17 protein-coding genes are annotated in these 26,367 nt (G+C 51.4%); 4 read left to right on the top strand and 13 right to left on the bottom strand.

What is annotated here, in order from left to right:
• Window positions 1-59 precede the first annotated feature (59 nt).
• The 11 genes from ppk1 to KS4_RS00040 all read right to left on the bottom strand — a co-directional run bounded on the left by ppk1 (window position 60) and on the right by KS4_RS00040 (window position 17,541).
• Window positions 60-2,306: a polyphosphate kinase 1 gene (gene ppk1, locus KS4_RS00090; protein WP_200761406.1), complete on the bottom strand. Its 2,247-nt coding sequence runs from the start codon at window positions 2,304-2,306 to the stop codon at window positions 60-62.
• A 188-nt stretch (window positions 2,307-2,494) separates the two neighbouring features.
• Window positions 2,495-3,697, bottom strand: a complete 1,203-nt coding sequence (locus KS4_RS00085; RefSeq protein ID WP_145072813.1) for a hypothetical protein — start codon at window positions 3,695-3,697, stop codon at window positions 2,495-2,497.
• Between the two features lie 151 nt (window positions 3,698-3,848).
• Entirely contained in the window at window positions 3,849-4,904 is a 1,056-nt protein-coding gene (locus KS4_RS00080) for a prenyltransferase/squalene oxidase repeat-containing protein (protein WP_145072810.1), read from the bottom strand.
• Window positions 4,901-5,644 carry a hypothetical protein gene (locus tag KS4_RS00075; RefSeq protein ID WP_145072807.1) on the bottom strand — a complete coding sequence of 248 codons (744 nt, stop codon included), beginning with the start codon at window positions 5,642-5,644 and terminating at the stop codon, window positions 4,901-4,903. Before KS4_RS00075 ends, KS4_RS00080 begins: the two co-directional genes overlap by 4 nt.
• Window positions 5,641-9,177, bottom strand: coding sequence for a hypothetical protein (locus tag KS4_RS00070; protein WP_145072804.1), 3,537 nt, complete (start codon window positions 9,175-9,177; stop codon window positions 5,641-5,643). The genes KS4_RS00075 and KS4_RS00070 overlap by 4 nt, the downstream gene beginning before the upstream one ends.
• A gap of 37 nt (window positions 9,178-9,214) precedes the next feature.
• Entirely contained in the window at window positions 9,215-11,521 is a 2,307-nt protein-coding gene (locus tag KS4_RS00065) for a vWA domain-containing protein (RefSeq protein ID WP_145072801.1), read from the bottom strand.
• Window positions 11,514-13,712: a BatA domain-containing protein gene (locus tag KS4_RS00060; protein ID WP_145072798.1), complete on the bottom strand. Its 2,199-nt coding sequence runs from the start codon at window positions 13,710-13,712 to the stop codon at window positions 11,514-11,516. Before KS4_RS00060 ends, KS4_RS00065 begins: the two co-directional genes overlap by 8 nt.
• A gap of 1 nt (window position 13,713) precedes the next feature.
• Window positions 13,714-14,895, bottom strand: coding sequence for a DUF58 domain-containing protein (locus KS4_RS00055; RefSeq protein ID WP_145072795.1), 1,182 nt, complete (start codon window positions 14,893-14,895; stop codon window positions 13,714-13,716).
• A 38-nt stretch (window positions 14,896-14,933) separates the two neighbouring features.
• Window positions 14,934-15,974: an AAA family ATPase gene (locus KS4_RS00050; RefSeq protein ID WP_200761731.1), complete on the bottom strand. Its 1,041-nt coding sequence runs from the start codon at window positions 15,972-15,974 to the stop codon at window positions 14,934-14,936.
• A gap of 312 nt (window positions 15,975-16,286) precedes the next feature.
• Complete coding sequence (locus KS4_RS00045) at window positions 16,287-16,790, bottom strand: ankyrin repeat domain-containing protein (protein ID WP_145072789.1); 504 nt, start codon at window positions 16,788-16,790, stop codon at window positions 16,287-16,289.
• A gap of 64 nt (window positions 16,791-16,854) precedes the next feature.
• Window positions 16,855-17,541, bottom strand: coding sequence for a hypothetical protein (locus KS4_RS00040; protein ID WP_145072785.1), 687 nt, complete (start codon window positions 17,539-17,541; stop codon window positions 16,855-16,857).
• A 101-nt stretch (window positions 17,542-17,642) separates the two neighbouring features.
• Here KS4_RS00040 and mutM point away from each other — a divergent pair, with 101 nt between their 5' ends.
• Window positions 17,643-18,491, top strand: coding sequence for a bifunctional DNA-formamidopyrimidine glycosylase/DNA-(apurinic or apyrimidinic site) lyase (gene mutM, locus KS4_RS00035; protein WP_145072782.1), 849 nt, complete (start codon window positions 17,643-17,645; stop codon window positions 18,489-18,491).
• A gap of 1,804 nt (window positions 18,492-20,295) precedes the next feature.
• Complete coding sequence (locus KS4_RS00025) at window positions 20,296-20,688, top strand: hypothetical protein (protein WP_145072776.1); 393 nt, start codon at window positions 20,296-20,298, stop codon at window positions 20,686-20,688.
• A 57-nt stretch (window positions 20,689-20,745) separates the two neighbouring features.
• Here the strand turns inward: KS4_RS00025 and KS4_RS00020 are convergent, their stop codons facing one another.
• Window positions 20,746-22,062, bottom strand: a complete 1,317-nt coding sequence (locus KS4_RS00020; protein ID WP_145072773.1) for a matrixin family metalloprotease — start codon at window positions 22,060-22,062, stop codon at window positions 20,746-20,748.
• Window positions 22,063-22,250: 188 nt separating this feature from the next.
• On the opposite strand from KS4_RS00020, the gene KS4_RS00015 reads away from it, so the two are divergent.
• On the top strand, window positions 22,251-23,774 hold the full coding sequence (locus tag KS4_RS00015; RefSeq protein ID WP_145072770.1) for a glycosyl hydrolase family 18 protein: 1,524 nt from the start codon (window positions 22,251-22,253) through the stop codon (window positions 23,772-23,774).
• Window positions 23,775-23,844: 70 nt separating this feature from the next.
• A complete protein-coding gene (locus tag KS4_RS00010) occupies window positions 23,845-24,768 on the top strand; it encodes a hypothetical protein (RefSeq protein ID WP_145072767.1) in 924 nt (307 codons plus the stop codon).
• Between the two features lie 183 nt (window positions 24,769-24,951).
• On the opposite strand, the gene dnaA is transcribed toward KS4_RS00010, so the two are convergent.
• Window positions 24,952-26,367: a chromosomal replication initiator protein DnaA gene (gene dnaA / locus KS4_RS00005; protein WP_145072764.1), complete on the bottom strand. Its 1,416-nt coding sequence runs from the start codon at window positions 26,365-26,367 to the stop codon at window positions 24,952-24,954.

Genomic DNA, 26,367 nt, shown 5'->3' with positions numbered 1-26,367 from the left:
AAATATACCCAACAAAAAAAGCCGCCTTAATAGGCGGCTTTTTACATTCTAATCATTCGTTACTTCAATAACGTCTTATTGACATCTTGCATCGTAACATCCATCAATGTTTGCATCGTACCGATTGCTGTTTCAGGTCGATCCGGATCAGGCTGACGATGAATATATGACCCATCCGGCTGCAAATCCCATGCAGACCGCTGATCCGCCAAACAAACATCAATAATCTGTTTCAAACGTTTCTGTAGATTCAGATCATATACCGGCGCAATACACTCAACACGATTATTTAAGTTGCGATACATCCAGTCTGCAGAACCAATGTAATACTCAGGCGATCCATCGTTCTGGAAAAAATAAATCCGAGAATGCTCCAAGAATCTGCCTATGATCGATGTCACCGTGATATTCTCACTCATACCTTCAACACCCGGCCGCAAACAGCAGAACCCGCGAACAATAAGCTTTATCCTTACACCTGCTTGCGAAGCTTCATACAACTTCTCAATAATCGTCCGATCCTCAAGACTATTCATCTTCGCAATAATGGTAGGTCTGTTTTTATCCTCAGGATCCGCACCCCGTTCATGCCAAGCATCACAATACTCTATCTCTCGTTCTATCTTCTCGATAAATCGCCGCCGCATATTGACCGGTGCAATGAGTAAGTGTTTAAAATCTTTCTTTAAGCTTCGACCTGTCAAGAAGTGGAACATCTCAACCAAATCATTGGTTAGACGTGGATCACATGTAAAGATTCCCAAATCAGTGTAAAGCTTTGCTGTTTTCGAGTTGTAGTTCCCTGTCCCGATGTGAGCATAACACCGCATCCCATCTTCTTCATGCCTGACGACAAGCGCAGTTTTCGTATGCGTCTTTAAACCAACCACACCATACACCACATGCACACCCGCTTGTTCAAGCTGCCGCGCAATCTGCACATTCCGCTCTTCATCAAACCGCGCTTTAAGCTCAACCAAAACCACAACCTGCTTGCCCATTTCCGCAGCACGTATCAGCTCAGGCAAGAATGGCGAATCTTTACTCGTCCTATAGAGCGTTAACTTAATGGTCACCACATTCGGATCTTGTGCCGCTGCTTTAATAAACCGCTCAACACTTGATGTAAACGATTCATATGGATGATGTACAAGAATATCACCAGCTTTGATGACACTAAAAATATCCGCATCTTCATCCGCTAATCGCGGCGGCGTTTGCGGCTTCCACGGCTTGTACTTCAACTCCGGCTTATTCAAGCCATGAATCGTCCATAAATCCGTATAGTCAAGCAGGCTCGGCATCTCATACACATCATCTTTACCTAAACCTAACTGCTGCGTGATCACCTGATATATAGGCCGATACGGATCATCCGATACTTCCAACCTAACCGTTTTTGCAAACCGGCGATCTCGCAATTCCTGCGAAATCAATTCAAGCAAATCCTCCGCATCTTCCTCATCTCGCTCAACATCCGCATTACGTGTAATCCGAAACGGCTCAACCTCCACAATCTCCATCCCATAAAACAAATCATCAAGATTGTGCGTAATCAAATCGTTCAGATTGATATATCGATACTCATCGTCTGGCAACTCTTTATTCTGAGGTTGATCTGGATCTTTTAACGGAATCCATCCCGGCAACACCGCGGGTACCTTCACTCTAGCAAACTGTAAACCAACCTCATCCGGATCAATCGCATCTTCGTTGACAGCAACCGATTCACCAGGCGCTCGCAACATCACACCCAACGATGTACTCAAATTACTGATAAACGGGAACGGATGCCCCGGATCAACCGCGATCGGCGTCAGCACCGGAAATAAATTCCGTCTGAAATATTCCTCCGCCAGCGCCTTACCACGTTCCGTTAACTCCTCCCAATCCAACATATGGATCCCGTGTTTCGCAAGCGCCGGCCTGATAATCTTCTCATAACAATCCGCCTGCTCTTTTAACATCGGAAGCACACGTTCACGAATCAACGCCAACAAATCCTCTGACGATAAACCATCAGGCGTACGCGTCGTGATACCCAAACCAATTTGTCGCTTCAACCCACCCACACGCTTCTGATAATACTCATCCAAGTTCGAAGTAAAAATCGCCAAAAAACCAACCCGCTCCAACAAAGGCGTCCTCGGATCCAACGCCTGATATAGCACACGTTTATTAAACTCAAGCCACGACGATTCTCGATTAAAAAACTTCGCCCGTTCCGCACGAACCGCTTCCTGCTCCTTCGTCGGAACACTGCTCTCCGTTTTCGAAATCGGCGTCACATCTTGATTCATCGTCATCTCGCGATTCTCGCTTCCTCTTCAATCGATCTGTCAAAATTGCCCCATCTACCAACACGCAATACCCTTGCCCCTTCCTCACCTCTCATTCTATTGAATACACACCACCCCGCCTCAAATGTCAATGAATTTTCTGTTAATCTTTCGCCCACAATTGCTTATCCCCAATAACACAGCCAAAATTCAGCTTATTCCATCATACCCGTCCGTGTCGTATCCTCACGCCTCACCCTGATCAGCAGCTTTGCATCCAGCAACCGCATCCGATCCAATACCGGCCCATTCAACCCCTCATCCAGCTCCACAAACACCTCACGCTTACCCTCCAGATTCACCTCAATATCATGCCGACGCGCCTCGCCGTTTAACCGATATTTTTTCTCGTAACCATTCCCACGAAACACCACATTCATGTCCGCCCAACCCGCAAGCTGTGGCACATCCTCATCCTCATCCAACTCAACAATCCCGCCCAACCTCACCACACCCCGTGGCAAGTCAAACCGCAAACTCAACGGAGCATGCAACTTCATCACCCGCTGACTGATCTCATGCCGATATGATTTTCCAAAGACAACCGATGGCTCCTCAACCACCACATCCATCTCACTCAAGTACGCCAACCGAAACCCACTCTTCAAAACATCAATCTCACCCACCATCTCAAGCGGAACCTCAACACTTCGTTCACCCTGCCCCGTCAGACTAATCTCCATACCCACAACTTTGTCCGACATCCGTAGCGAATTCGCATAGAACCTCCCGCCATCCTTCATATTCACCACATACTCACCGCGATCCCCTTCCATCACCTGATTCATCAAGCTTATTGCTCTCACCTGCCCAATACCAACATCCATCGCCTCTTCCGCATCTTCCATCTGAAACCGAAACACATCCCCCTTCGCTTCAATCACAAACCCTCTGATCAATTCCCCGTTTTTCATCACCAAAACATCTTCAGCCCCGACCACAATCTCATTCGGCTCACCACCGAACGTAATCCGTCTAACCTCATCCAGATTAACCGCGATCCGTTCACGATATCCCTCCTCAACATCCTGCTCACGCTGATTCACACCAACCGCCTGCTCAAAAGCGCTGATCTCTGCCTGCTTCTCCCAGCGGTCACCAATCATACACTCCCAATAAAAACCGCCCTCATCCGTCGCATCCCCGACACTAATCTTCCCTCTAATCCGCTGACCATCCACAAACTCGATCACACCCACATCAACCGGTATTTCTAACTCACGCTCTGAGACTTCTTCCAAACGTACAAATTTATCGATCGATCGCTTGTATAACCGTCTTTGCGCATCTAAATAAACAATCTCACCATCATTAACCCCCTTCAAATAGACCCGCTGCTCCCGCAGTTGCTTATCCATCACCAACATCGGCACAGCGCTCCACGCTGTCGAACCAGCGATTAGAACCGATAATAGCCCCCCCATCAAATATGCCGTACACATTCTTCGCATAATGGCTACTCTCACCCAACACCCTGCCCTGATCAGTTAATAAAAAATACAGGCGCTCTTACCTCTGAAATATCGGCAATAAACGGTTCGGTATTTGCAAAATAAGTAAACCCATCGAAGTTCCATACGATCCCCCATGTGATGAGTCCCAACTCCCATCCTCATTTTGCTTACTCACCAGCTCATCACGTATCCGTGGATACCACACCTCCCAATACTGTCCACCCGCCAAATACATCGCCTGCCCCGCGTAATAATGCCCATAATAATAATGCCCACCACTGCGAAACGTGATATTCCCACCCTCTGTCATCAGATAATTCACCCCGCGTTTGATATCCTCTCCCTCATACACCCCCGCATAAAACAAACTCGCAACCCCCGCCGCAGACCGCGGAAACGCAGAGCCACCAGACGACAACATATACCGAAACCCACCATCCGCCGGGTTTTGGCATTGCCTCACATATTTCACCGCCCGATCAATCGTTTCCTTCGGCACGCTCAATCCCGCATTCCTTGCACTCCTTAACGCCATAATCTGACAGATCGTCACCGAAATATCTGCATCAAACGGGATCGGATGATACCGCCACCCTCCCTCATGATTCTGTGTATTCACAATCAACCGCACAGCCTTAATCAAAATCTCCCTCACTCGCGAATCCCCCGTCATCCCATACACCTCCCCCAACATCAGCGTCGCAAACCCATGCCCATACATCGGCCCATGCGACGTATCCGCCGAGATGAACCCCGACTCTGCCGCACTACGCAATACAAAATCCACCGCCTTTTCAACATTCCGCCCATACCTCCCCCGACCCGGCAAATGACCATCCGCCATAAACGCCATCGCCGCCAAAGACGTCATCCCCACATGCTTCGGATATCTTTCAGAACCATAACTCCCATCCGCAGCTTGCGCCCCAGCCAAATACCCCAGCGCCCGATCAACCGCCTCCCTCATCTCAACCGTAATCTCATCAAACCCCACCTCCTCAGCCCCCCGCCCTTCACCACTAATCCCCATGACATCATTCGAGCAAACCAACACCATCAACAGAATCATCACCGCCAGATAAAACCATCGTCTAACCATAAAATAGCTCATTGCTGATCCCCTTGCGATTGTTTTTCATTTTGCAACTCAACCAGACGTTTGTAGTACAGCTCTGTCAATCGCCGGTACTTCACGCTATACCGCTCATTCATACCTTCTTCAATTTCCTTCCGAACACGTTCCGGCAACTGTCCCCATTCACTTCTTGATTCACGTAACTTACCCTCATCTCCCACAGCCTTCCTCGCCTCACTCACACCCGCCTGCCCCTTATTCTCACCCCGACTCCGTTGCGCCTTACCCTGCTGACCCCCTTGCCCTTTCTTCTGACCTGCTTGTTGCTCCCCTGATCGATCCTGATTCGACTGCTTCTGTTTTTGTCCGCCTTTCCCACCACCTTTTCCGCCCTGGTTTTGTTTCGCCTGAGCAATAATCTGATCGAGTTTTAAAACAATCTCACGTTGACCGCGCTGCGTCTGATCGCCGAATTCCCCACCTTTCAACCAACCACCCACATCGCGCATCTCTACAATCACCTGTTCAAACAAATCCGCTGGATTCTCATCCCGCAACATTCTTACTAACTCATCCTCCCCCTGCATTAGCTCCAATTCCAAACTGGGTTTTTCTTCAGTAATCTCTTTCTGCTCCACATTTTCCCCATCACCCTCAAGACCTAAAAGTTCGTCAAGTGATTGGCCCCACACCATCCCCCCAAGGCCGCCTATAAGCAGCGCAAACAAAATCAATGACCACACACACACCTCAAAATTTAAATGCCATCGCTTCATGACCCCACCTCCTCAACAACTTGCTTAGTTGCATCTGCCGCGTTTTTCTTTTCATTCATTTTTTTCAACATCTGTTCACCTAACTGTGCAATATCCATCTGCCGCTGAGATAGCTCAGCCATATCACGAACCTCATCTTCCTCCACCGTCTTTTCGTTCACATCCAATTGCATCGCACGAAGCAGCCGCAATTCCGCAATCGGCGGAATCATCTTCGCATCCTCCCCCCCCGCGCCATCCCCACCCCCACTATTCCCACCGCTCTCATTCATCGCATACTGACTCTCTTCATTCTGCTGTTCTAATACATCAGCCATCATCTCCAACGACCGCACAATCCTTTCTTGCAGTCGTATCGCACCCCTCAGCTCATCCTCACGACGTACACCCCGTCTAAACATCTGCTGTACTTGATCTGCATCATCATCTACCCGTCCATGCTCATACACAAAAACCACATGCTCCTTCACTTCTTCACCCAACTCAGCCGCCTTCTCACGAACCTCACCTTCTTCCTTAGCGACAGCTAACCACTTCACCCGTAACTTCCGTCCTTTCTCATTAGATTGACCCAATACACCAGTCTTATCTCTAATCGTCCGCTGCATACTTGCTAATGCGCGATACCGCTCAATCAATGCAGCTCTTTCCTCAATGAGCTCTTCAAGTTCCTGTTGACGTTCCTGCTCTCGAACCCGCTTTAGCGCCTCCGACAACAACGCCACAGCCCGCTCCTCAGCTCGCTCAGTCATGTCCCTGCTCAGCGCTCTGATCCCCAAAATCGCTTCACCCTGTTTTCTCACTGCTTCATCGATCACACCCACAACCTCCACTGTCACCTTTTCCTTTCCAGCGAGTTCACCCACCGACATAGTCCGCCGCCGCAACATGACCTGCTCATCCTCTAGCCCATCCAGCACATCCGCCTTCCGTAAATGCCCAAGCGCCGCCTCCTGATCAACCACCAATCCTTCCAACTGATCGCTCAGATCTTTTAACCGCCGCTTCAACATCATCGCCTTCACCTTCTTCTGATCCTGCATCGCCCCCATCATCTGCCCCATCACGCTCATCGCATCACTCTGCGATTGACCCGCCTGCGACAACTGCCCTTGCTCAACCTCCTCGCCTGCCTTTTCCATCTTCTCCGATAACCCCTGGCGTTTCGCAATCGCAGCCGCCGCCATCATCACCTCACCCGCCGCACGCTCCGCTTCATCATCACTCCGCCGCATCTGCTCAGCCACCTGCTGCATCCGCTGCACCATAGCTCCCGCCTGCTCACTTAACTCTGCCTGCCGCTTCGCAATCTCACCCAACTCCCGCTTCGTCTGCTCATCCAAATCCTCAGTCTTCCTTCCGATCGTCCTCGGCAACAACTCCCGCGTATCTTCTCTAATCGACGACTGTATCGCTTCTAATTGCTTAAGCCGCATCTGTAACCCCGACACATCCTTCCCTTGACTGAGCACATCAATCATCTCACCCAACTTCGCGACCATCCCCTCCATCGCAGCACGGTCCATCTGACCGTTCTCCAACTTTTCTTCAATCTCTTTACTTTGTTCTTCTACCTCATCTACCAATGCTTTTGCCTGATCCACAATCTTCATCAGCGAATCATCCGCAACCTTGTTTCGCTCAATTCGCTTTACGACTTCATCTAACATCTCCCCCATCTTCTCCACGCGCTTTCGCACACCCGCTTGCTCATCGGTGCGCACCGCATTTTCCCTGCCAAGCAATCCTCTCTCCAACCGCTCAGCTCTCACAGCATGTTGCCGGACCAATCCCAAATCCGCACGTAAAACCTCCGCAAGCTCGACTTCATCCACAATCCGGACCACTCTTCGCCCCGTCCTCACCTTCTCATGCCGTTCATCACCTACTTCATAAACATCCTGCCCCACACCAAACACCTCAACCCGATCACCCGCATCAAGCTCATAATCACTCAGCCGCACCACAGCCCTCAGCTCAGCCTCAGCCTGCCTCACCGCAACCCGCTTAACCTCAAGCACCTCTCTTGTCCCAACATTTCCATCATTCTTCTCGCCACTCCGCATCGGCGCATCGATCATCAACCACAACCCCTCCATCCCAACATCATCTCGGCCTTCAATCACTACCTCCAATTCACCACTACCCAACATCTTCACTTCTCCCCGCTCGCCCAATAATTCCATCTCAACCCGCGGCAGCTCATCCTTCCTGACTTTCAAATTCAGCACACCATCTTCTTCCCCTTCGATCCCATCCACATCCAATAATCGCACCATCGACGCAACATCCTCGCTCATCTTCCACCTCAACACATCCATCTCCTCACCCTGATCCTCATGATCACGCAATACCTGCCCCCGGACTAATCCTGGATACCGATCTTCTATCCGCTGATTAGCCATCTCCTTATTTCCCCATAGCCGCAACTCAACTTCAGCATGCTCAAGCACTTTTCGCATGCCCTCTTTTTTCCCATCTTGATCATGACCTTCCTCACCAATAACTACCGCTTCCCAATCTTCTACCAAACCCTTCGCATACCCAGGCATCTCGACCCGTACTTCCCCCCGTACAACACCCGGCCGATCCGCCAAACGCATCTCCCTAACCTCCGTCCGATCATCACCACTTGCCATCCAATATCGAATCCAACCCGCCCCCGCCTTCTCTCCATCCAGCACCACAATCTTCTCATAACGCGGACCGACAATCCCCTCGCCCACACCAATACCGCGCTCAACCGCCACCTGCTCATGCGCAACATCAAAACGAGCAAACCCCTGCAGATTCATCAAACCTATTTCCCAATCACCAACGCCTTTCCCCACCTCATCAAACACTCTGTAATGCACCCGTACCCGCAACCCATCTTCAAACCCTTTCTCAACACCCGCAACAAACCTCACCCCACCTCCGCGCGCAACAACCTTTTCCCCCGTCAGATCTTGCACATAAACACGCTGCGGCCACACAACATCACTTAACGGCAACACCCATCGTCCAACCCCCGTTTCCAGCCATCGCGGCGCACTCACCATCAATATCACCAACACACCAACACAAAACATCATCCCCCACATCGCCCGCCTCGCACCCCCAACATCTAGCAACCCCATCAAACTCACGCCATCCATTTTTCTCACCACCCGCCGCGCCGCACCCCTCGCAAAAACACGACCCATCTCTTCTGTCTTCTCACCAACACGATTCATCCACAAACTCACCGCATTCGCAAGCTCGCCCCTCACCACACCAATCCCCTGCTCCGCTTTTAATGCCACCTCTTCCAACCCCGGATTGAACCGCATTAAGTGCTTCACCCTCACACCAACCCCCATCACAAACACCCACCCCAAAACCACACCCATCCCCAATCTCAGCCAGCCCGGCAAAACAAACATGTAATCCAGTAAAACCAACAACAACAACACACCAACCAAACCCATCCCCCAACGCAACAACATCTGCGTCAGCAGCAACCACTTACCCGTCTCCCTCACCAGCTTCAATTGGCGAATAATCTGATCCATTCGTTTCTCGTCTATTCTTCCGCTGCAATAACATGATTCACGCTAAACGCACCAACTTTCGGCCAACCCACTCAATCCCCAAAAGCAACAACAACAACCCAAACACGCCCGGTGACCTCCCCAAACCCTCTTTCCGATCCATCGGCACCACACGCGCTCGACTCGGTATTAGCCCCCTCAAATCTCCCACATCCTCAAACGCAATCAACTCTCCCCCTGTCTGTTCCGCAAGCTGACGCATCCCCGCAATATCCGCCCGCACATCCAACATCTCGTCCTCACCACTTAACACCTCAACCCGTCCCGTACTCTCGCCATACCGCAACTCAAACCGACCCACACCCTCTCCCATAAACTCACCTACATACCTTGCCCACCCACCTAATCCACGCCCACCATCCATAACCCGCTGCATCCGCACCTTCCCCGCATCTCGCTTACCATCATCATTGATCTGTACCACCTCAAGCACTTCATGGCTACCAACGCCGCCACCCCGTATCTCCAACTCAATCAACACACCATCACCTATTTCCACCTGATCTTGCGATACCACAACCCGCGCATCCCCCTCACCAATTTTCCCAACACGCCCGCGCCCCACAAAGCGCAGCATCCCCAACCATGCCTGCTCAAAATACCGTTCACCCTTCCCATACCGCCACCGCCAAAACTCATCCGTACCCACATACAACACCCGCCCCGCACCATATCGCATCCAAACCACACCCGATTCACCAGCCAATTCCCCTTGACGTCCATTACTCTCCGCATCAACAAACCGCCCTAAAACCTCTGCCGATACCTTCAAATCACCCAAATCCTGTGCATACGAAAACGCAGGCATCTGCAACCTTCCACCACCACCCAATACATCCTGCTCACCTTCTCCCACCTTGAATATCCCCATCTCTACCCCCTCACCCGTAACCTCAAACTGATACCGACCACTACCTCTAACCATGCGCTGCACACCGCTCGCCGATTTCATCGGCATCAAATCATTCAAAACCGTACCCGCATAAACGCGAGGCATAAAACGCTCCCCACCAATCATCACCAAACCCATCCCCTCATCCGCAACAAGATCCTTCAACCCCTCCAAAAAACCCGTCTCATACTGTCCCGGCGACACATCTCCCAACACCACCAAATCATAAACACCCATCTCCTCTCTCACCCGCGGCAAACGCTTGATCGGATCATCACCCTCCTGCGCAAAATCACGATCCGCACTAAACAAATACATACTCGACCGTATCGATTTCTCCCTCACCAACATATTCTTCAAATACCGATGCTCCCATCTCGGATACCCCTCCACATACAGCACCCGCATCGGCTCATCCACAACCTCCACCCTTACCGTACGCTCATTGTTCCCAATCTCACGCTCAACCTGATCTCCTTGGACTTCCGCAACAACCCGATACAACCCCCCGCCACCAGCCCCTTCTTTCACGACAAGCTCTACCACACCATTCATCACACCCCCCATCGCCTTCTCTGCAACAACACGCCCATCCTTCTCGTCCACCACCTTAATCACAATATCACCAACACCAAGCGCGTTCTCTTGATCACCCCGAACCTTCAAACGCACACTCATCGGAATATGATCTCCCTCAAACACGCGCTTAGGCGCATCCACTCTTTCAATCATGACATCAAACATCTCATCACCCCGCCCCAATACCACCGGATAAATCGCGACCCCTCGCTCCTTCAACCATCGCAAGTTGCCCCGACCCATACCACCCACTTCACGCCCATCACTCAAAACCACAACCCCGCCAATCGGCCTATCACCCTGCCGCTTCACCGCTTCAACCAAACTCCCCCCAAGATCCGTTCCCTCACCACTCACCTTTTCTTCCCCACGCTCATAACCATGAACCGCCACATCAAACATCACCCCACTCACCTCACGCTCATCATCAATCCCGTCCAACAATATCTCCGCCCCCATCATCCCAGCTTCAAATCGGCTTTCCCCGCCCTCCATATCCCGCGTCCCCATCGAGCCCGATCGGTCCAACATCACAACCACAACATCCTCTTCAACCCGCTCTTCACGTTCCACAACCATCGGCTCAAGCAGCAGCCATACCAATAAACCAATCACACTCCCCCTCATTAAACTTAGCCCAATCCTGACCCACCGCTTCCCGTGTAACCGCTGATAACTCAACCCGCTCACCAAAAATCCAACACACAAAACCACACCCCACATCCAACCAGGCATCTCCCACCCAACCATCACTCGGCTTCCCTCCCGCAACACACTCACATCTCTCAAACCCAGCATCCAATCTAACCACCCGCTGTACATAAACTCAACCATGACTCGTCCCTCCTTCCCGATCGCGCAATCTCATCAGCACACCACGCGCCCGGCCCCATACCGTCCGCCTGCTCTCATCAACCGCATAACTCATCTTCCTCGCCAACAGCATCTCTCCTAAAACCAAACCTAAAACCGCCCATAACAAATACCAACTCACATTCATCCCCGCCTGATCAACCCTTAACCCAACTTCCGGCTCATCCCACCCAACCATCATCCAATCACCAAACTGTCCCCAATAACGTTCAAAATCACCCCGATCAATAACCCTCACATCCCCCGCGCTCATCGCCGTCTCCACAATCACAACTTTTTCATCTTCCCCTCCATCATCGATATTCACATACACACCATGACCTATCCCTTGATTAGCTTCTCCCCACACCCGCAACATATCCCCTCCAACCTCATCCCCATACTCTACCCGCGCAATACCCCGCTTCACCCCACCACTCATCACACCCTTCAACATCTCATGCACCAACCCAACAAAGATCGGCTTCGAAACCATGTTCCCCCAACCTTCACTCAAACCAACACCCCACCACACCACCTCACCTCTCCCAACCACATCACTCACCACCACCGCCTCACCATTCCGCGTCTTAACCAGCACACCCTCATCACCCGCATCCTCATCCCGGTTGTAGCGCACCAACCCATTCACCTGTACCGTTCTCACCAAATCCCCCCACTCACCGCGTACACCTTTTAGCCGCTCTGCTTGCTCCACCGAATCAGCTAACCGCGCACTATACCCATTACCATACGCAAACCCCACAACCTCCCAATCACTATTAACAGCCCTCATCCCTTCGCCAATCCACCCTTTCTTCTCACCCACCTTGCCCGGCCACACCCAAACATGTCCCCCACCTTCCACCCAATCCTTCACCTCAATCCATTCTGCTGCCTCACCCAATACCTCTCCCACAATCACCAACACATCAACCTCATCTAAACGCGATACATCACCCAGCCTCACAACCCCCACCCCATCATCACCCATAACGCTCGGCGACAACGCTACCTCCAACCACTCACTCCCATCACCCGACCACGCCTCACCAAATACGCCAATCTTCACACCTTCTTCTAACCTAACCATCCGCTGCACGATACTATCAGCCGCAATCACATCCCCACGTTCCGCCTCATACTTCACCTCGACTCGCACATCCCCTGCGCCATTTCCAATCACAACCGGTACATTCACTGCTTTATCTCGCTCAGCATCCTCCCACACAACCTCTAACTCAGCATGACCCATTACATCCCCCCGCAGCGAGTAAACCTGAACCAATACCCTGCCTCGCCCTTCCTGATCACTAAACCGCCGCAACTTCGCCCTCAGCCCCACCACCACCTCACGTCCCATCTCGCGCAGCACCCATTCCGACTCCATCTCCACATCCAGTACCTGTACATTCCCCCAACTTTCCCCCACCCCATCACGTGGCTCACTCACCACATACCTCACCCCATCACCCAACATCCGATCGCCTACTTCACCATCTAAATACCCATCTGAATCGCTAAATCCACTAAATACATAGACTATTTCTTCATCATATACACCTTCACCCATCGCCTCGCGTCGCGCCGACATCCCCCGCATAACACCCTCCCAATCATGCCCACCACGCCCCACATCAATCCCATCCATAGCCTCTCGCCACGCAACATCCTTACCCTTGATCCCCTCCCACAACAGCTCATCCCCACCAGCCCCTCGACCCATCCCCCATATCACAACCTCATCTCGTCCATCCAACCCGTCTATCACACGATTAGCCGCATCTTTTCCTAATTCCAACCGACTCTTTGTTCCCTCAACAATCCCTCCACTCAGTGATGTGTCCAAAACCACATGCACCAACCGTCCTTTTCCCTGCCCCATCAAACCTCGCAACCATGCACGATCAACCAACATCCCCGCCATCGCAAAACCCAATAACAACACGATTAAACATCGCATCATCAACAGCAACCACTGCTCCAACAACAATCGCCTTCGCTGTCGCCTGATCGCCTCATCTAAAAACCGCATCGCCCCCCAATACCACTTCTTTCTTTTTATTCGGCTCAGCAAATGCACCAACACCGGCAACCCCACTGCAACAGCACCCGCCACCGCCAACCCCGGCACCAAAAAACCAACCCCCATCATCAGCATCAAACCATCCATCTCATCGCCCCCCTCTTACGCCAACCATCGCGCCTCGCCGCGACAAAAACTTCCGTAGCGCCCCTGTAAAACGCTCATCCGTTCGCATCCGCAAAACCTCATACCCAAACCCCCTCACCACATCATCAATCGCCGCATCATGCCTCGCCACAGCCTCCATATACGCCTTCCGCAACCCCTTCGGATCAACCCCCAACTTCCCCTCACCTTCCAAACCAATCAATTCGACACCATCCGCCAAACCAAAATCAACCTCGTCCCCATCTACCACTTGCAATACAATCAAATCATGCCCACCAAACGACAACCGCGCCATCGCCTCCCTTAAACGCTCCACATCCATATACAAATCACTCACCAGCACCACCAACGATCGCCGTGTCAGATTCCTTACCGCCCGATCAAAAAATCCGCCTTCTCCATCCTCTCCCTGCTTCACATCACCACCCTTCTTCCCCTCACTACGCATCGCCCCTGCCGACACCTTCTCGCAAACACCCACCCTTGCCTGCTCCAACTGCTCGACAATCGTCCGCCATTGCCCCTGCTTATTCGACAGCCGTGTCACCTGTTTCCCCCCATCTTCATCCAATAAACTCAGCGCCACCCGGTCCTGCTGCCTTAGCGCCAGATAGCTCACCGCCGACGCTAAAGTCGCGCCATAGTCATATTTCCCCCAAGCCCCACTATTCACTTTTCCACGCCCCTCCACAGAGCCTGTCGACAACCCAACACCCACCGAATCCCCTGTTAAAGCACGATCAGCGCCGCCCATAGCGACCGATAACTTATCAGTAAAATAATTAACGACACTTTTTCCACTTTTATTTAATCCCGATTTCCCACCATCCACAGCTTCGATTTTCTGACCCCGACCCGCATACCCCATCGACTCCGAAACATCCAACATCACCACCAGGTCCAGATTCGTCTCTTGGTGATACTGCTTCAGGTACAGCCGTTCTGTCTTCCCATAAACCTTCCAATCCAAAAATCGCACATCATCTCCCGCCGCATACTGCCTGTGCTGCGCAAACTCCACACTAAACCCTTGTACTGGCGAACGATGCATCCCTGTCACCAACCCCTCAACCACCATCCGAGCGCGCAGCTCAAGACTCCCAATCTCCGCAATCACGCGCGGATCCAAATAACCCATCTGTCCCTGCATGCCGTCGCTCATATCGCCTTCCTTGGCCAGCCCCTAAGCAACCCATTCGGTCACGCCGACTTCATCACACGATCCAATCGCCCATCAATCACACCCTCAGGCCGCACCACCTCAAGCAACCGATCCACCACATCATCAGAATTCACACCCTCTGCCTCACCCGCAAAATTCACAATCAACCGATGCCTAAGCACCGGCTTCGCCACCGCTTCAATATCCTCAACCCCCACACAATTCCGACCATACAGCACCGCCCGCGCCTTCCCCGCCAAAATCAAATTCTGACTCGCTCGCGGCCCAGCCCCCCACTGCAAATACCTTTTCACCACCTCAATCCCTCCCTTATGACTCGCTCCACCATCACCTCCCTCATCGCGCGTCGCCCTTACAAGCCTCACCGCATAACCCATCACATGATCAGATATCGGCACCTCTCTAACTAGCCGCTGCAACATCGCCACATCTTCCCCACTCACAACCTCACCCACCACACCACCACCATCGCCTGTCGTTCGTTTCATGATCTCTAACTCCTCCGCCTCACTCGGATACCCCACCTTGATCATGAACATAAACCGGTCCAGCTGCGCCTCCGGCAAAGGATACGTACCCTCCTGCTCAATCGGATTCTGCGTCGCCAACACAAAAAACGGCTCCGGCAAAACATGCCTCACACCACTCACCGTCACCTGCCCTTCCTGCATCGCCTCCAGCAGCGCACTCTGCGTCTTCGGCGGCGTCCTGTTCACCTCATCCGCCAAAATCACATTCGAAAACACCGGCCCCTCAATAAACCGAAGCTCACGCCTCATCTCACCTTCACCACTCCGCCGTTCATCAATCACTTCCGTCCCCGTAATATCGCTCGGCATCAGGTCCGGCGTAAACTGAATCCGGCTAAAACCCAACCCCAACGACTTCGCCACCGTCGACACCAATAACGTTTTCGCCAGCCCCGGCACACCCACCAACACCGCATGCCCTCTTGTAAACAGCGCAATCAACAACTGTTCAACCACTTCATCCTGACCCACCACAATCTTGCCGATCTCAGCCTTTAATCCATTCACCACCCCCTCAACCTTCCCCATCACCTTCTCGACATCACCCTCGCTCTGCTCAGATCCTTTACCAGGCACTTGATTATCAGTAGCATCCCTATCAGTATCACCACGTACATCATCACGTTCATTCGACATATAACCGCTCCAGTCACAGTAATATCACAACTCAATAGCAGATAAAGCTACAGCAACAGACAAACATCAAAAATGACTGGACCCCACCCCCTTATCGGCTTCTCCCCCCTCAACTCTCCCTATTTTGCCAACCCACCCCACCGTCCCAATAACCACTCCAACCTCAAATATAATCACTAATCCAAAAATCTATCCTGCATTCAATTATTTTTTACTTTTTCCAATTATTACATTCTCTAAACTTTTATCACTACCATACACATCAATCATATCAATTGGTGTCATCCCATCGTCACCTTTTGCATCAATATCCGCTCCATGCTCAATCAATAATTGCACAATGTCTGCATTGTTTTGTATTACCGCAATGTGCAAAGATGTGTAATTATTACGTCCGTCAGACATCCGAATCCCCCAATTAACATCGCTACTTTTTAATAGATAATCTAAGGCTTTACGACGATTCCGATCAACAGCTACATGTATTGGCGCATACCCCATCTCATCATATTCTGGAATATACCCTTTGTACATATCCTCTTTAATTTCATTTTGATTCAAATCTCTTTCCAGCAATACACCAATCAAAGGATTATGTCTTGACCCATTCACTTGATATGTGACATCCAACTCAACAATATTGATCAATATAAACACGACAATTATTGCCGAAACAATCACAACCAATAATAACTTTTTGTTTTCCATTGATAAATCATATTTAATCGAAACCGCCTCTTCTATGACTTGCCGATCACTTAGAGGTCATTAACTACAAATCTTCACGATTCAAACCTTCCACGGTAAGAAATTCTTTTCCCTTTGTAATCTTCAACTTCCCCCAATCAACCCCAATTGCTGCCACACTTTCCTCATCAAAATACAACCGCCTCAAACCCGAATCGAGATCTGGCGAAAACCAAAACACATCACCTCCCCAATAGCGAATCCGCGATCCGTACGCAAAACCATAGCCAACATCTATACACTTATTTCCAACTCTTGCCTTATTCGGCCAATAAAAAATTGCCGCCCATTCATCCAACACCGGCAAATCCTTCTGTTCACTGACAATCACCACCACCGGATCATAAGAAACAATCGTCAATCGCCTATGATATTCAATCGAATAATCCAATGGCCAAGGATCAACACGTGGCTCAACCTTCTTCCCCAACGCCTCCAACAATCCACGTTCCAGAATATACCAATCACATCGCTTCGCTACCCGAAAAACATCAATATCACCAATCCCATCGATCAACCAGTAACACCCCGTCACATAGGTATGCCATGTCCAGGGATACGCTTCAGTCCTGACTTCCAAGCGACTAAATGTTTCCACCCCAGTCACAATCTCATGATGTAGATCGTTCTCATGTATTGAATAACGATATTGTTTCGCACAACCCGTTGCCCCAATCAACACGATCATAAAAACAAAAATACTCGATCTCATTTCGCCAACCCTCGGTATCATTTCTTTTAGCAACCATTCACTTCATATCATCACAAGCTACAATAATTAATCACCATAAATCTCACAATTACAAAATTGCCATGCCTGAACTGCCCGAAGTCGAAAACGTTGTCCGCTCCCTCACACCCATCCTCATGGGTAGCAGCATCTCATCCATCACACTCCACCGACCCGACTTCCTCCAAACCTTTCCTCAGTCGCCACCACTAAAAATCAGCCAACTTAAAAACACCACCATCACCGCCCTCCATCGCCGCGGCAAACAGTTCGCAATCCAAACCTCAAGCAATCTCATCCTCGTTTGCCACCTCGGCATGACCGGTCAATTAACGACTCATAACACACCCACCTTACTCCCCAAACACACCCACCTCTCCTTCACTGTCACCAATCCCAACCTAAAAACCTCATCCCCGCAACGGCTCATCTTCCGTGACCCGCGCCGCTTTGGCTCGCTCCACCTCCTGCCCAACTTCAATACCCTCCTCTCCTCCCGCTGGGCAGCACTCGGCCCCGACGCGCTTATTATCACCCCATCCCAAATCTATGCCAGCCTCAAACGCACCCGCCGCAACCTCAAAGCCGCTCTGCTCGATCAATCCCTCGTTGCCGGCCTCGGCAACATCTATGTCGATGAAATCCTCCATCTCTCCAAGCTCTCACCCAAGCGCCGAGCTGACCGAATTACCAAACCTCAATCTGAGATCCTCATTGAGCATACCCAAACTGTTCTGCGAGCTGCGATTGATGCAGGCGGTTCCACGCTCCGCGACTTCGTCAACGGCCAAGGTGATTTTGGCTCCTATCAACTCAATCATCTCGTCTACGGCAAACCGTCCGGTCACCCCTGCCCAACCTGCGGCCATCCGCTAAAGCAAACCACCCTTGCCGGCCGTACCACCGTTTACTGCACCACTTGCCAACACTGATCCCCCCTCTTTCCCCCCGGTTCGGCTTGAGGTGGTGAGTAGAGATAGTGAGGGGATCGGGGATGACAGGGAGGGATGATTTCCATGGGCTTTGCACCGGCTTACTGACATAACGTCCGATAAATAAAGCTTGTTATGCTGAGGTATGATCACGCTTGTGAGATGAAAATCTATAGCGGCGCTCAGCAGGCTAGGCTTTGTGGGGATGCGGGTCAGGAACGCTTGTGAAGGGGTGTTTGCGGGCGAGGTGGATGTGATTGATGTGGTTGGGTGTTGTGTGCCAGAGTGCAGCATGAGAGGGGATTCTGTGGTACCTAGAAAGAAGGTGAGTTGGTGTGTGTGATGTGGAATAACAGCTTGCTAGTGGCTGAATGAGATCGGGTTGAAAGAATCAAAGGTGCGGTTGTTGGTTGAATCGAAAGATGACAGTTCTAAAGAGATATATAGATATATATTCTTCTTACCTAGTAGTTATGCTGGCGCTTTGTGGAAAGCTCCCCCGGAAGCCTGAAACAGATCTCTTAAGCATGGTATAAAATCTTATTAATTAAATATTTACGATGATTTACGTTTTACTTACCAGGGGCTTGAAAACTTGTCATTTAGGCGCCGGTACGCGCCGAAGCGCCGATAATAACTCGCTTGCCAGTACTGGTGAGGCGCGCGCTCGCGCAGTTATAGGACCGCGCGGCGCGCGCTCCGAGACATATGGGCGGCGCGAAAGGGCAGTTTTCCCCCCGGTTATCCGCAGGCTAACTGACAAACACATGGTTAGACGGCAGCGCTTTATCGGGCGCGACTGTCGGTAACTTGAGATCCGCCTTGTCGGTAACTGAGGGTTGCGCATTGTTAACGACAGTGGGGGGACGCTTATGCACAATTTCTGTGGATAACGTGGCGATAGCGCGCGATGTTAAGTGGTGAGGTTTGTAGGGATTAGGTGCGGTTGTCGGTAAGTGAGCGCGGTGTCATTCGAGGTGAATCGGAGTGATGAGTTGAGAGGATAGGTTGCAGTACTGTCCGATAATGCGCGCGCGCCGGGCGCTCGCGCAGTTATCGGGCGTTATTGACACGGTGTAAGAAATGGAGGGGCGATGGGGGGGGGTGATGGGAGTGATACGAGCGATGAATTGAGGTGAGAGATAGGCGATAGGTTGGGTGTGCGGAGATACGAATGCGGAGCTCCTTTGGAATGCTATTTGTTGGGGGGAAAGTGTGTGATGGGCGCACGAAAATGACAGCAGTCGGCGCGGTGTGTGCGCGCGGCATGAGGGTTGGCTGAACGAATTTTCAAAATGGTTGCAGCGCGCACAAACGCGCCTATTTTCTGTGTTTTCAGTGCTAAATCTTGGTTTGATAAGTTGTTAGAGATGAATTTGGTAAAGGCTCAAAACAGTTACGAAATCGCGAGTTTTGTCGTGAAACGATTAAGGTTTGGTGCGTTTGAAGCTAATGAATGGTTAAAAACACAGCTTTATCACGACTGAATTTGCGCACAGATGCGCGCCATAAAATATTTCCGTGCGATCCATCCCCCCATCCCCCCTCATCCCCCCCACCTCATCCCCTCATCTCTCCCCCTCTCCTTTTGCCTCCTTTTTCTCACCTCTGATCCCCTGCCCTCTTCCTTCTCCATTGCCCTGATCGTCCCGTGATTTCACTTCCCTATTTATTTGAGATTGGACGACCACATCGTTGTCTGTGTGTTACGAGTAGAAAATGATTGCGAGGTGAAATATGGGAGCAGAGCATGCGTCTTTAGAAGGGATGGGAGGTGACAAGATCATGTCTGAAGGAGCAAATCATGTCGAATGCTGGGCAAAAAATAGATGAGGTTATGAGTATCGAACAGATGCGGCGGGATGGGATGTTGTTGATCGAGATGATTGAGCGAGAACACCCGCGGGCATGGGCATGCATCGGGGAGGATGGGTATGTGAAGCTTCAATTAGATTTTCTGGACGGGATTGATGAATTGAGTGAGCGGGTGAATGATAGACAATTGGGAGATCGCGTGATGGATATGTTTTGTCTGTTGTGCTTGCGGTATATGATCGGGCTTCGTCAGCGGCTGAAGAAGAGCGAGGCTACGAAAAGGATGAATCATGTGTATGGGATGATCGCGGACGAGATCAGGGTGTTTGATTGGGGGGATGCGGATGGGCATGGGCAAGAAAAAACCGCTACGTCCCGATAGATACGTAGCGGTTTTGGAGGATCAGGAGAATCTGATTCCATGGGCTGTTTTGTGGTGCTATGACGTTATTTTTGCGGTCGGTCGGCGTCGCGTTAAGGGGATGAGTAGTGAGGAGAGGATGAGGAGTGATGCGGGTTCGGGGATGGCGACGGCGTTGATTTCGAGTGAGTAGAATTGTGTGTTGTCGTCCTGGCCGTAGACACGGAGGAAGTAATCGCCGGCGGCGAGGAAGTAGTCGTTGAGTGATTCGCTGAAGCCTTTGGAGTTGCTGTTACGCCAACGGATGGCATTGCCGGCGTCATCGTAGATGACGAAGCCGAGGTTTGAGAGGGCGGTCATGTCGTAGTTGAGTTGAGGGAGTCGAGGTTCGCCGGAGGGTTCCATGTTGTTGCGTAGGAAGTTGATGCCTTGGGGGTTGAGTGCGATGTCTAATAGAGAGTTAGAATCGAGTGAGAATTTGTAGAAATCGCGGTCGGAGTTATCGTCGATTGAGACGAAGTCGGCTTCGTTGTACTGGACGAGTTGGTCGTGGTTACGATCGGCATCGAGGCCGATGGCGAAGTTTGTGTTTTGGTTGAGGTTGCCAATGTTGAGTGCGTGCTGGAAGGATTCGTTGCGTCGGATGGTTTCGTATTTGTCGCCGTAGAGTCGATGGATACGGAGGATGTCATCCATTTGTGGGCCGAAGAATGAGGTTTGGAGGTTAGGTTCCATGAGTTGTTTGGTGTTGTCGGAGCGTAGGTGGGGTAGTCCGAGTCCGTGGCCGGATTCGTGTGCGATGAGGTTGTTGAGGTATGGGTTATTGAGGTGGTTGATGGGTTTTGAGGGTTTGAAGAGGTGCCAGGAATTTGCAGTGGATGATTTGATGACCATTTCGCTGAGGTTTGGGTAGTAGCTGTAGGCGAGTGACCCGGGTGAGTAGTCGGAAGAGGCGATGCGGATGTCGCCGCGGACGCCGAGTTTACCTTCAGCGCCGAATGGTTTGTGTGTTGCGCCGTCATCGACGGAGTATTTCATGGTTAGGCCTGAGAGTTCGTCCCAGCGGTCGAATGCTTGTCTGATGGTGGGGAACCATGCGCGTTTGGTGAGGTCGCTGCCGCCGGTGTGTGTGGGGTCGAATCGGCCGTCGAGGAGAGAGATGAAGGAGCTGGTCGTGCCCGGTTCGATACGGCTACCGGACATGGGTGTGCCGTCGGGGACGATTGACCATGTGACGGTCATGGGTGAACCGTGGTCGCCGATTGCGCCGGTGTTGGGGTTGGTGGCGGTTTCGGTCCAGCGGCCGAGTGAGCCGAATTGGGAATCGAGGGCGGAGAGGTTGGGGGCGAGCAATGTGGTGAGGCAGATGGGTAGGAGGAAGCTGGATTTTTTCATGGGTTCTGCTCAGAAACAAGGGAGGTGAATGTGCTGTATTTATTGAGGATATGTGAAAAAAGCTTGAATTAAAGCGATTTTGGTATGGCAGAGGTGAAGTGTTGGAGAGGCGCAATGAATGAAAGAAAAAAGTGGTTTTGGGCTGATATGAAAAAGGGTTGCAGGATGGGGGGGGGATCTGGGATGATATGAGTATGTTCAATGATTGTAAGAAGTTAACGGAAATGGGGCGGGTGTGTTTCTGCGCGTTGTTGGTGGGGGCGGTGCTGTTTTGTGTGGTAGAGGATGGGTGGGGGGCTGATCGGAGTCGATCGCGCAGGCGGCGGATGCGGGATCGTGAACGCGCGGAGCAGATTGAGAAAGTGGATGAGCAAACGGAGGAAAAGGCAGAGGTTGGAGAGGAGGAGAGTGGGGAGGAAAAGGCTGCGGATGATGAGGGGTCTGAGAAGGATCGAGAAGAGGCGCTGCGGAAGAAACGAGAGGAGATGGAGGCGAAGCGGAAGGCTGCGCGCGAGAAGGCGATGCAAGAACGTGCGGCGGTGAAGGATGAATTAAAAGTGGGTGGGGTGCGGCCCGTAAGGGGTTTGGAAGCGGCGGAATTTCGCGTGTATGGATACATGCCGGATTATGTGAAGGCTTTCTGGCCGAAGGTGAAGATGGAGTACCTGACGGATGTGATTTTTTTTAAGGCGGGCATGAATATTGAGGCTGAAGTTTCGATGGGGCAGGGAAATGTTGATTTTTTGAAGCGGATGAGCCGGGCGGCGAAAGGGAAGGGGCTCAAGGTTCATGTGGCGATTGGTGGGTGGCGGACGGCTGAGATACAGAAGAAGTATGTGAAGGTGATGACGACGCTAAAGTTGCGCCGGAAGTTGGTGAGAGAGATTTCGCTGTTTGTGAAGAAGCACCGGTTGGATGGTTTTAATTTGGACTGGGAGTATCCGGATCCGGGTGAGCAGACGAAGGGGTATTCGGAGTTTTTATATGAGCTGACGATGGCGCTGAAGGGTGGGAAGAAGACGGTGGGTACGGCGGTGATGCAGAAGATACCGATGCTGCTCAAGCGTGGGTTTGCGCAGGATGCGGTGATGACGATGACGTACGATTTTCAGCCGGTGAATAGTCCGATTGATAAGGTGAAGGAATCGGTGAATTACTGGCTGAGTTTGATGAAGAAGAATGGGATTAAGAATGCGGAAGAGAAGTTGGTGATGGGGGTGCCGTTTTATGGGAGGGATTTGAAGACGTGGAGCAAGGCGAAGGGGTATGGGACGATTTTGAAGGAGAATCCGGGGATTAGTGAGGATGTGGATGAGGTGAAGGGGGTTGCGTTTACGAATATCAAGTCGATGCGTGAGCGGGTTGCGTGGGCGATTGATAAGCGGCTTAAGGGTGTGATGATCTGGCAGTTGGGGCAGGATGCGGTGGGTGAGAAGTCGCTTTTGAAGGCGATTTATAAGGAGATCATGATGAAGAAGGGTTTGCCGGATTTGAATTTTGATGGGATGTTGACGAAGGGAGATTTGATGATGATGCGGCGGAATTGGTTGGAGGAGACGCTGGGGGAAGAGGATGTTGAGAAGGCGTGGGGGATGGGGGATCTGAATGCGGACGGGAAGGTTGATGGGAAAGATGTTGGGATTGTAAAGAAGAGTTGGAAGGATGGCGGGAAGGCGCTGACGGTGATTGTGGGGAATAAGTCTAATGGTTAGATAGAGGTGATTGTGCGGGTGGGCATCTGGAATGTAGAGATATGACGATGTTGAAACGGGAGCAAAATAGATGGCGAAGTTTTCGAGTCAAGATTTGAAGCAGCATAAGTATGGGGAAGCGGTTGAAAAGAAGGTTAAAGAGGGAGCTACAAAAACAGATATTTTTGCTGAAACGAATAAAAATGTAGAAGCAAAGCTTGATCGGGGTGTGAAGACGAATCAGGCATTAGATGTTGATGAGAAGAAGATTGGTAGAAGTCATGATGTCGAAAAGGTGGTTGAGAAATCGATTGGGCCGATGAGTGCGTATGATCGGATTCAGGCGGGAAAGAAATTTGGGATTGTACGGCTATACGATAGTGATCTAGAGCGGAGGGATGTATTAAAGCAATTCAAGATGCGGGTCAGTGATCTGAGACTGGGGTTTCAGATTAAACATGATCAGTTGATTATTGGCGCGCGGCAGATACCAATGGTGTTGTTGTATGTGGTTATGGTTATTTTTGGGTTGATTGGTTCGCGTGTGATGTATTTGAATGGAAATGTGTTTGGATCAAGCAGTGCTGCTATTTTGATCTTTGTCATTGTCCCAATGTTTGTGATTATTCTTACGGCTAATATTTATAATCGACATATGAAAAGGTGGGGGGCGAAAATTGTTGTTAATTTCAGGGAGAGGTCGGTGGTGATGGAGAATGTGGGGGTGCGGTTTGAGGCTGATGAGATTGTGAAGTTTATTGATGTTAGCCGTGATACGTATGTGAGGCGGGGGAATGAGACTCATGATACGAGGCGGAGCTGGGTGGGGTTTTTAATTGAACGTGAGGTGGGGGGATATGAGTATTGGGTGTTGTGGGATCATTACAGTCTTCGAAAATGGGTGAAGGAAGGTTGGAAGAGTTATTCAGCGGGGCGATATCTTTCCCAGAAGTTGGGAGTGGGGATCGAATCGGTTGATGCGGGACATAAGACGTGTGATGAGTTGGGGGTTTGAGGTGTGATCGTTCTTTGGGGAACGTGATCGGGAAGTTGGCGATCATTGGAAATATAAATAATAAAAAAACTGACGTTTGTGCGTCAGCTTTTTTTGGTGTCTATTTAGTTGTTAGGTCAGTCACTTGTTGATTCATCGGGGCAAGTGAACGGTCAAGTTGGAAGTGGTCAGCACTTCCGGGGGCTAGACGCGTTCGGCTAATGGGGGGGTTGTGGGGTGAGCGGGTGCGTTGCCGATTTGGGCGTCGAGTTGGTTGACTTGGATGCCGAAGTTTTCGTCTTTCTTCATACGGTCGTCGATCGTGCGGATCGAGTGCATGACGGTGGTATGGTCGCGGCCGCCGAAGTAGCCGCCGATCTCTTCGAGAGAGAAGCGGGTGCGCTTACGGGCGAGGAACATACAGACCTGACGAGGTTCGGTGACCGATTTGTGACGGCGGCGAGACTGGAGGTCGGACAAGCGAACGTTGTAGAACTCGGTGACGACGTCGATGATGTTTTGGAGTGTGACCTGATTTGATTTGGGGCCGGAGGCGGCGAGGGTGTCGCCGAGGGCGGTTTGTGCGAGTTTGAGTGTGATGGGTTGGTCTTGGAGGGCGGCGTGGCCTTGAACGGTGGTGAATGCACCTTCGAGTTCACGGGCATTGGAGTCGATCTTCGAAGCGATGTAGTTGATGACGTCTTCGGGGAGTTCGATGCCACGGAGACGTGCTTTTGCTTTGAGGATTGCGACGCGGGTTTCGAAGCCGGGCTTTGTGACCTGAGTGACGAGGCCCCACTGGAAGCGTGAGACGAGTCGGTCTTCGAGGTCGGGGATTTCGGATGGTGCGGCGTCGGAACTGAGCACGATTTGTTTGTTGGATTGGTAGAGTTCGTTGAAGGTATGGAAGAACTCTTCCTGGGTGCGGTCGCGCTTGGCGAGGAAGTGGATGTCGTCGATGACGAGGACGTCCACGTGGCGGTATCGATGACGGAATTCGTTCATCTGGCCGGACTGGACACATTCGAGGAACTGATTCATGAATGCGTCGCATGAGACGTAGAGGATATTTGTGTCGGGGTTTGCAGAGAGGATCTGCTGACAGATGGCTTGGAGGAGGTGGGTTTTGCCGAGGCCGACACCGCCGTGGATGAAGAGTGGGTTGTAGGCTGTGCCGGGCTGGTTAGCGACGGCGACAGAAGCGGCGTAAGCGAGCTGGTTGTTGGGGCCGGTGATGAAGTTTTCGAAGGAGTAGTCGGGGCTGATGACCATTTGGTCGGCTTCGAGGGAGGTCTGGCCGTTTTGCAGGACGGGTCGGACGCCGGTGTTGACGGTGGTTGGGCCGGTTGGAGCCGGTGGGGTTTTGGGAGTTGCGGGCCGATCGACGAAGCGAACGGCGACGAGGTTGCCGGTGATGGCTTGAGCGGCTTCGGTGAATTGATCGAGGCAGCGTTTTTGGAGATAGTTTTGTTGGAGTGGGGTTGTGGTTTGGATCTGCAGTAGGCCGGAATCGAGGGTAATAGGAGTAAGGTCCTCGAACCACTGGCGGCAGATGGAGGGATGTTTCTTGCGCAAGTATGTCATCATCTCGCGCCACTGGGTGTTATCGAGTTTCGCCAT

This window comes from Poriferisphaera corsica (assembly GCF_007747445.1).
Classification (GTDB): domain Bacteria; phylum Planctomycetota; class Phycisphaerae; order Phycisphaerales; family Phycisphaeraceae; genus Poriferisphaera; species Poriferisphaera corsica.
The sequence above is the reverse complement of the archived record's forward strand: the minus strand, read 5'-3'. Positions and strand labels throughout refer to the sequence as shown.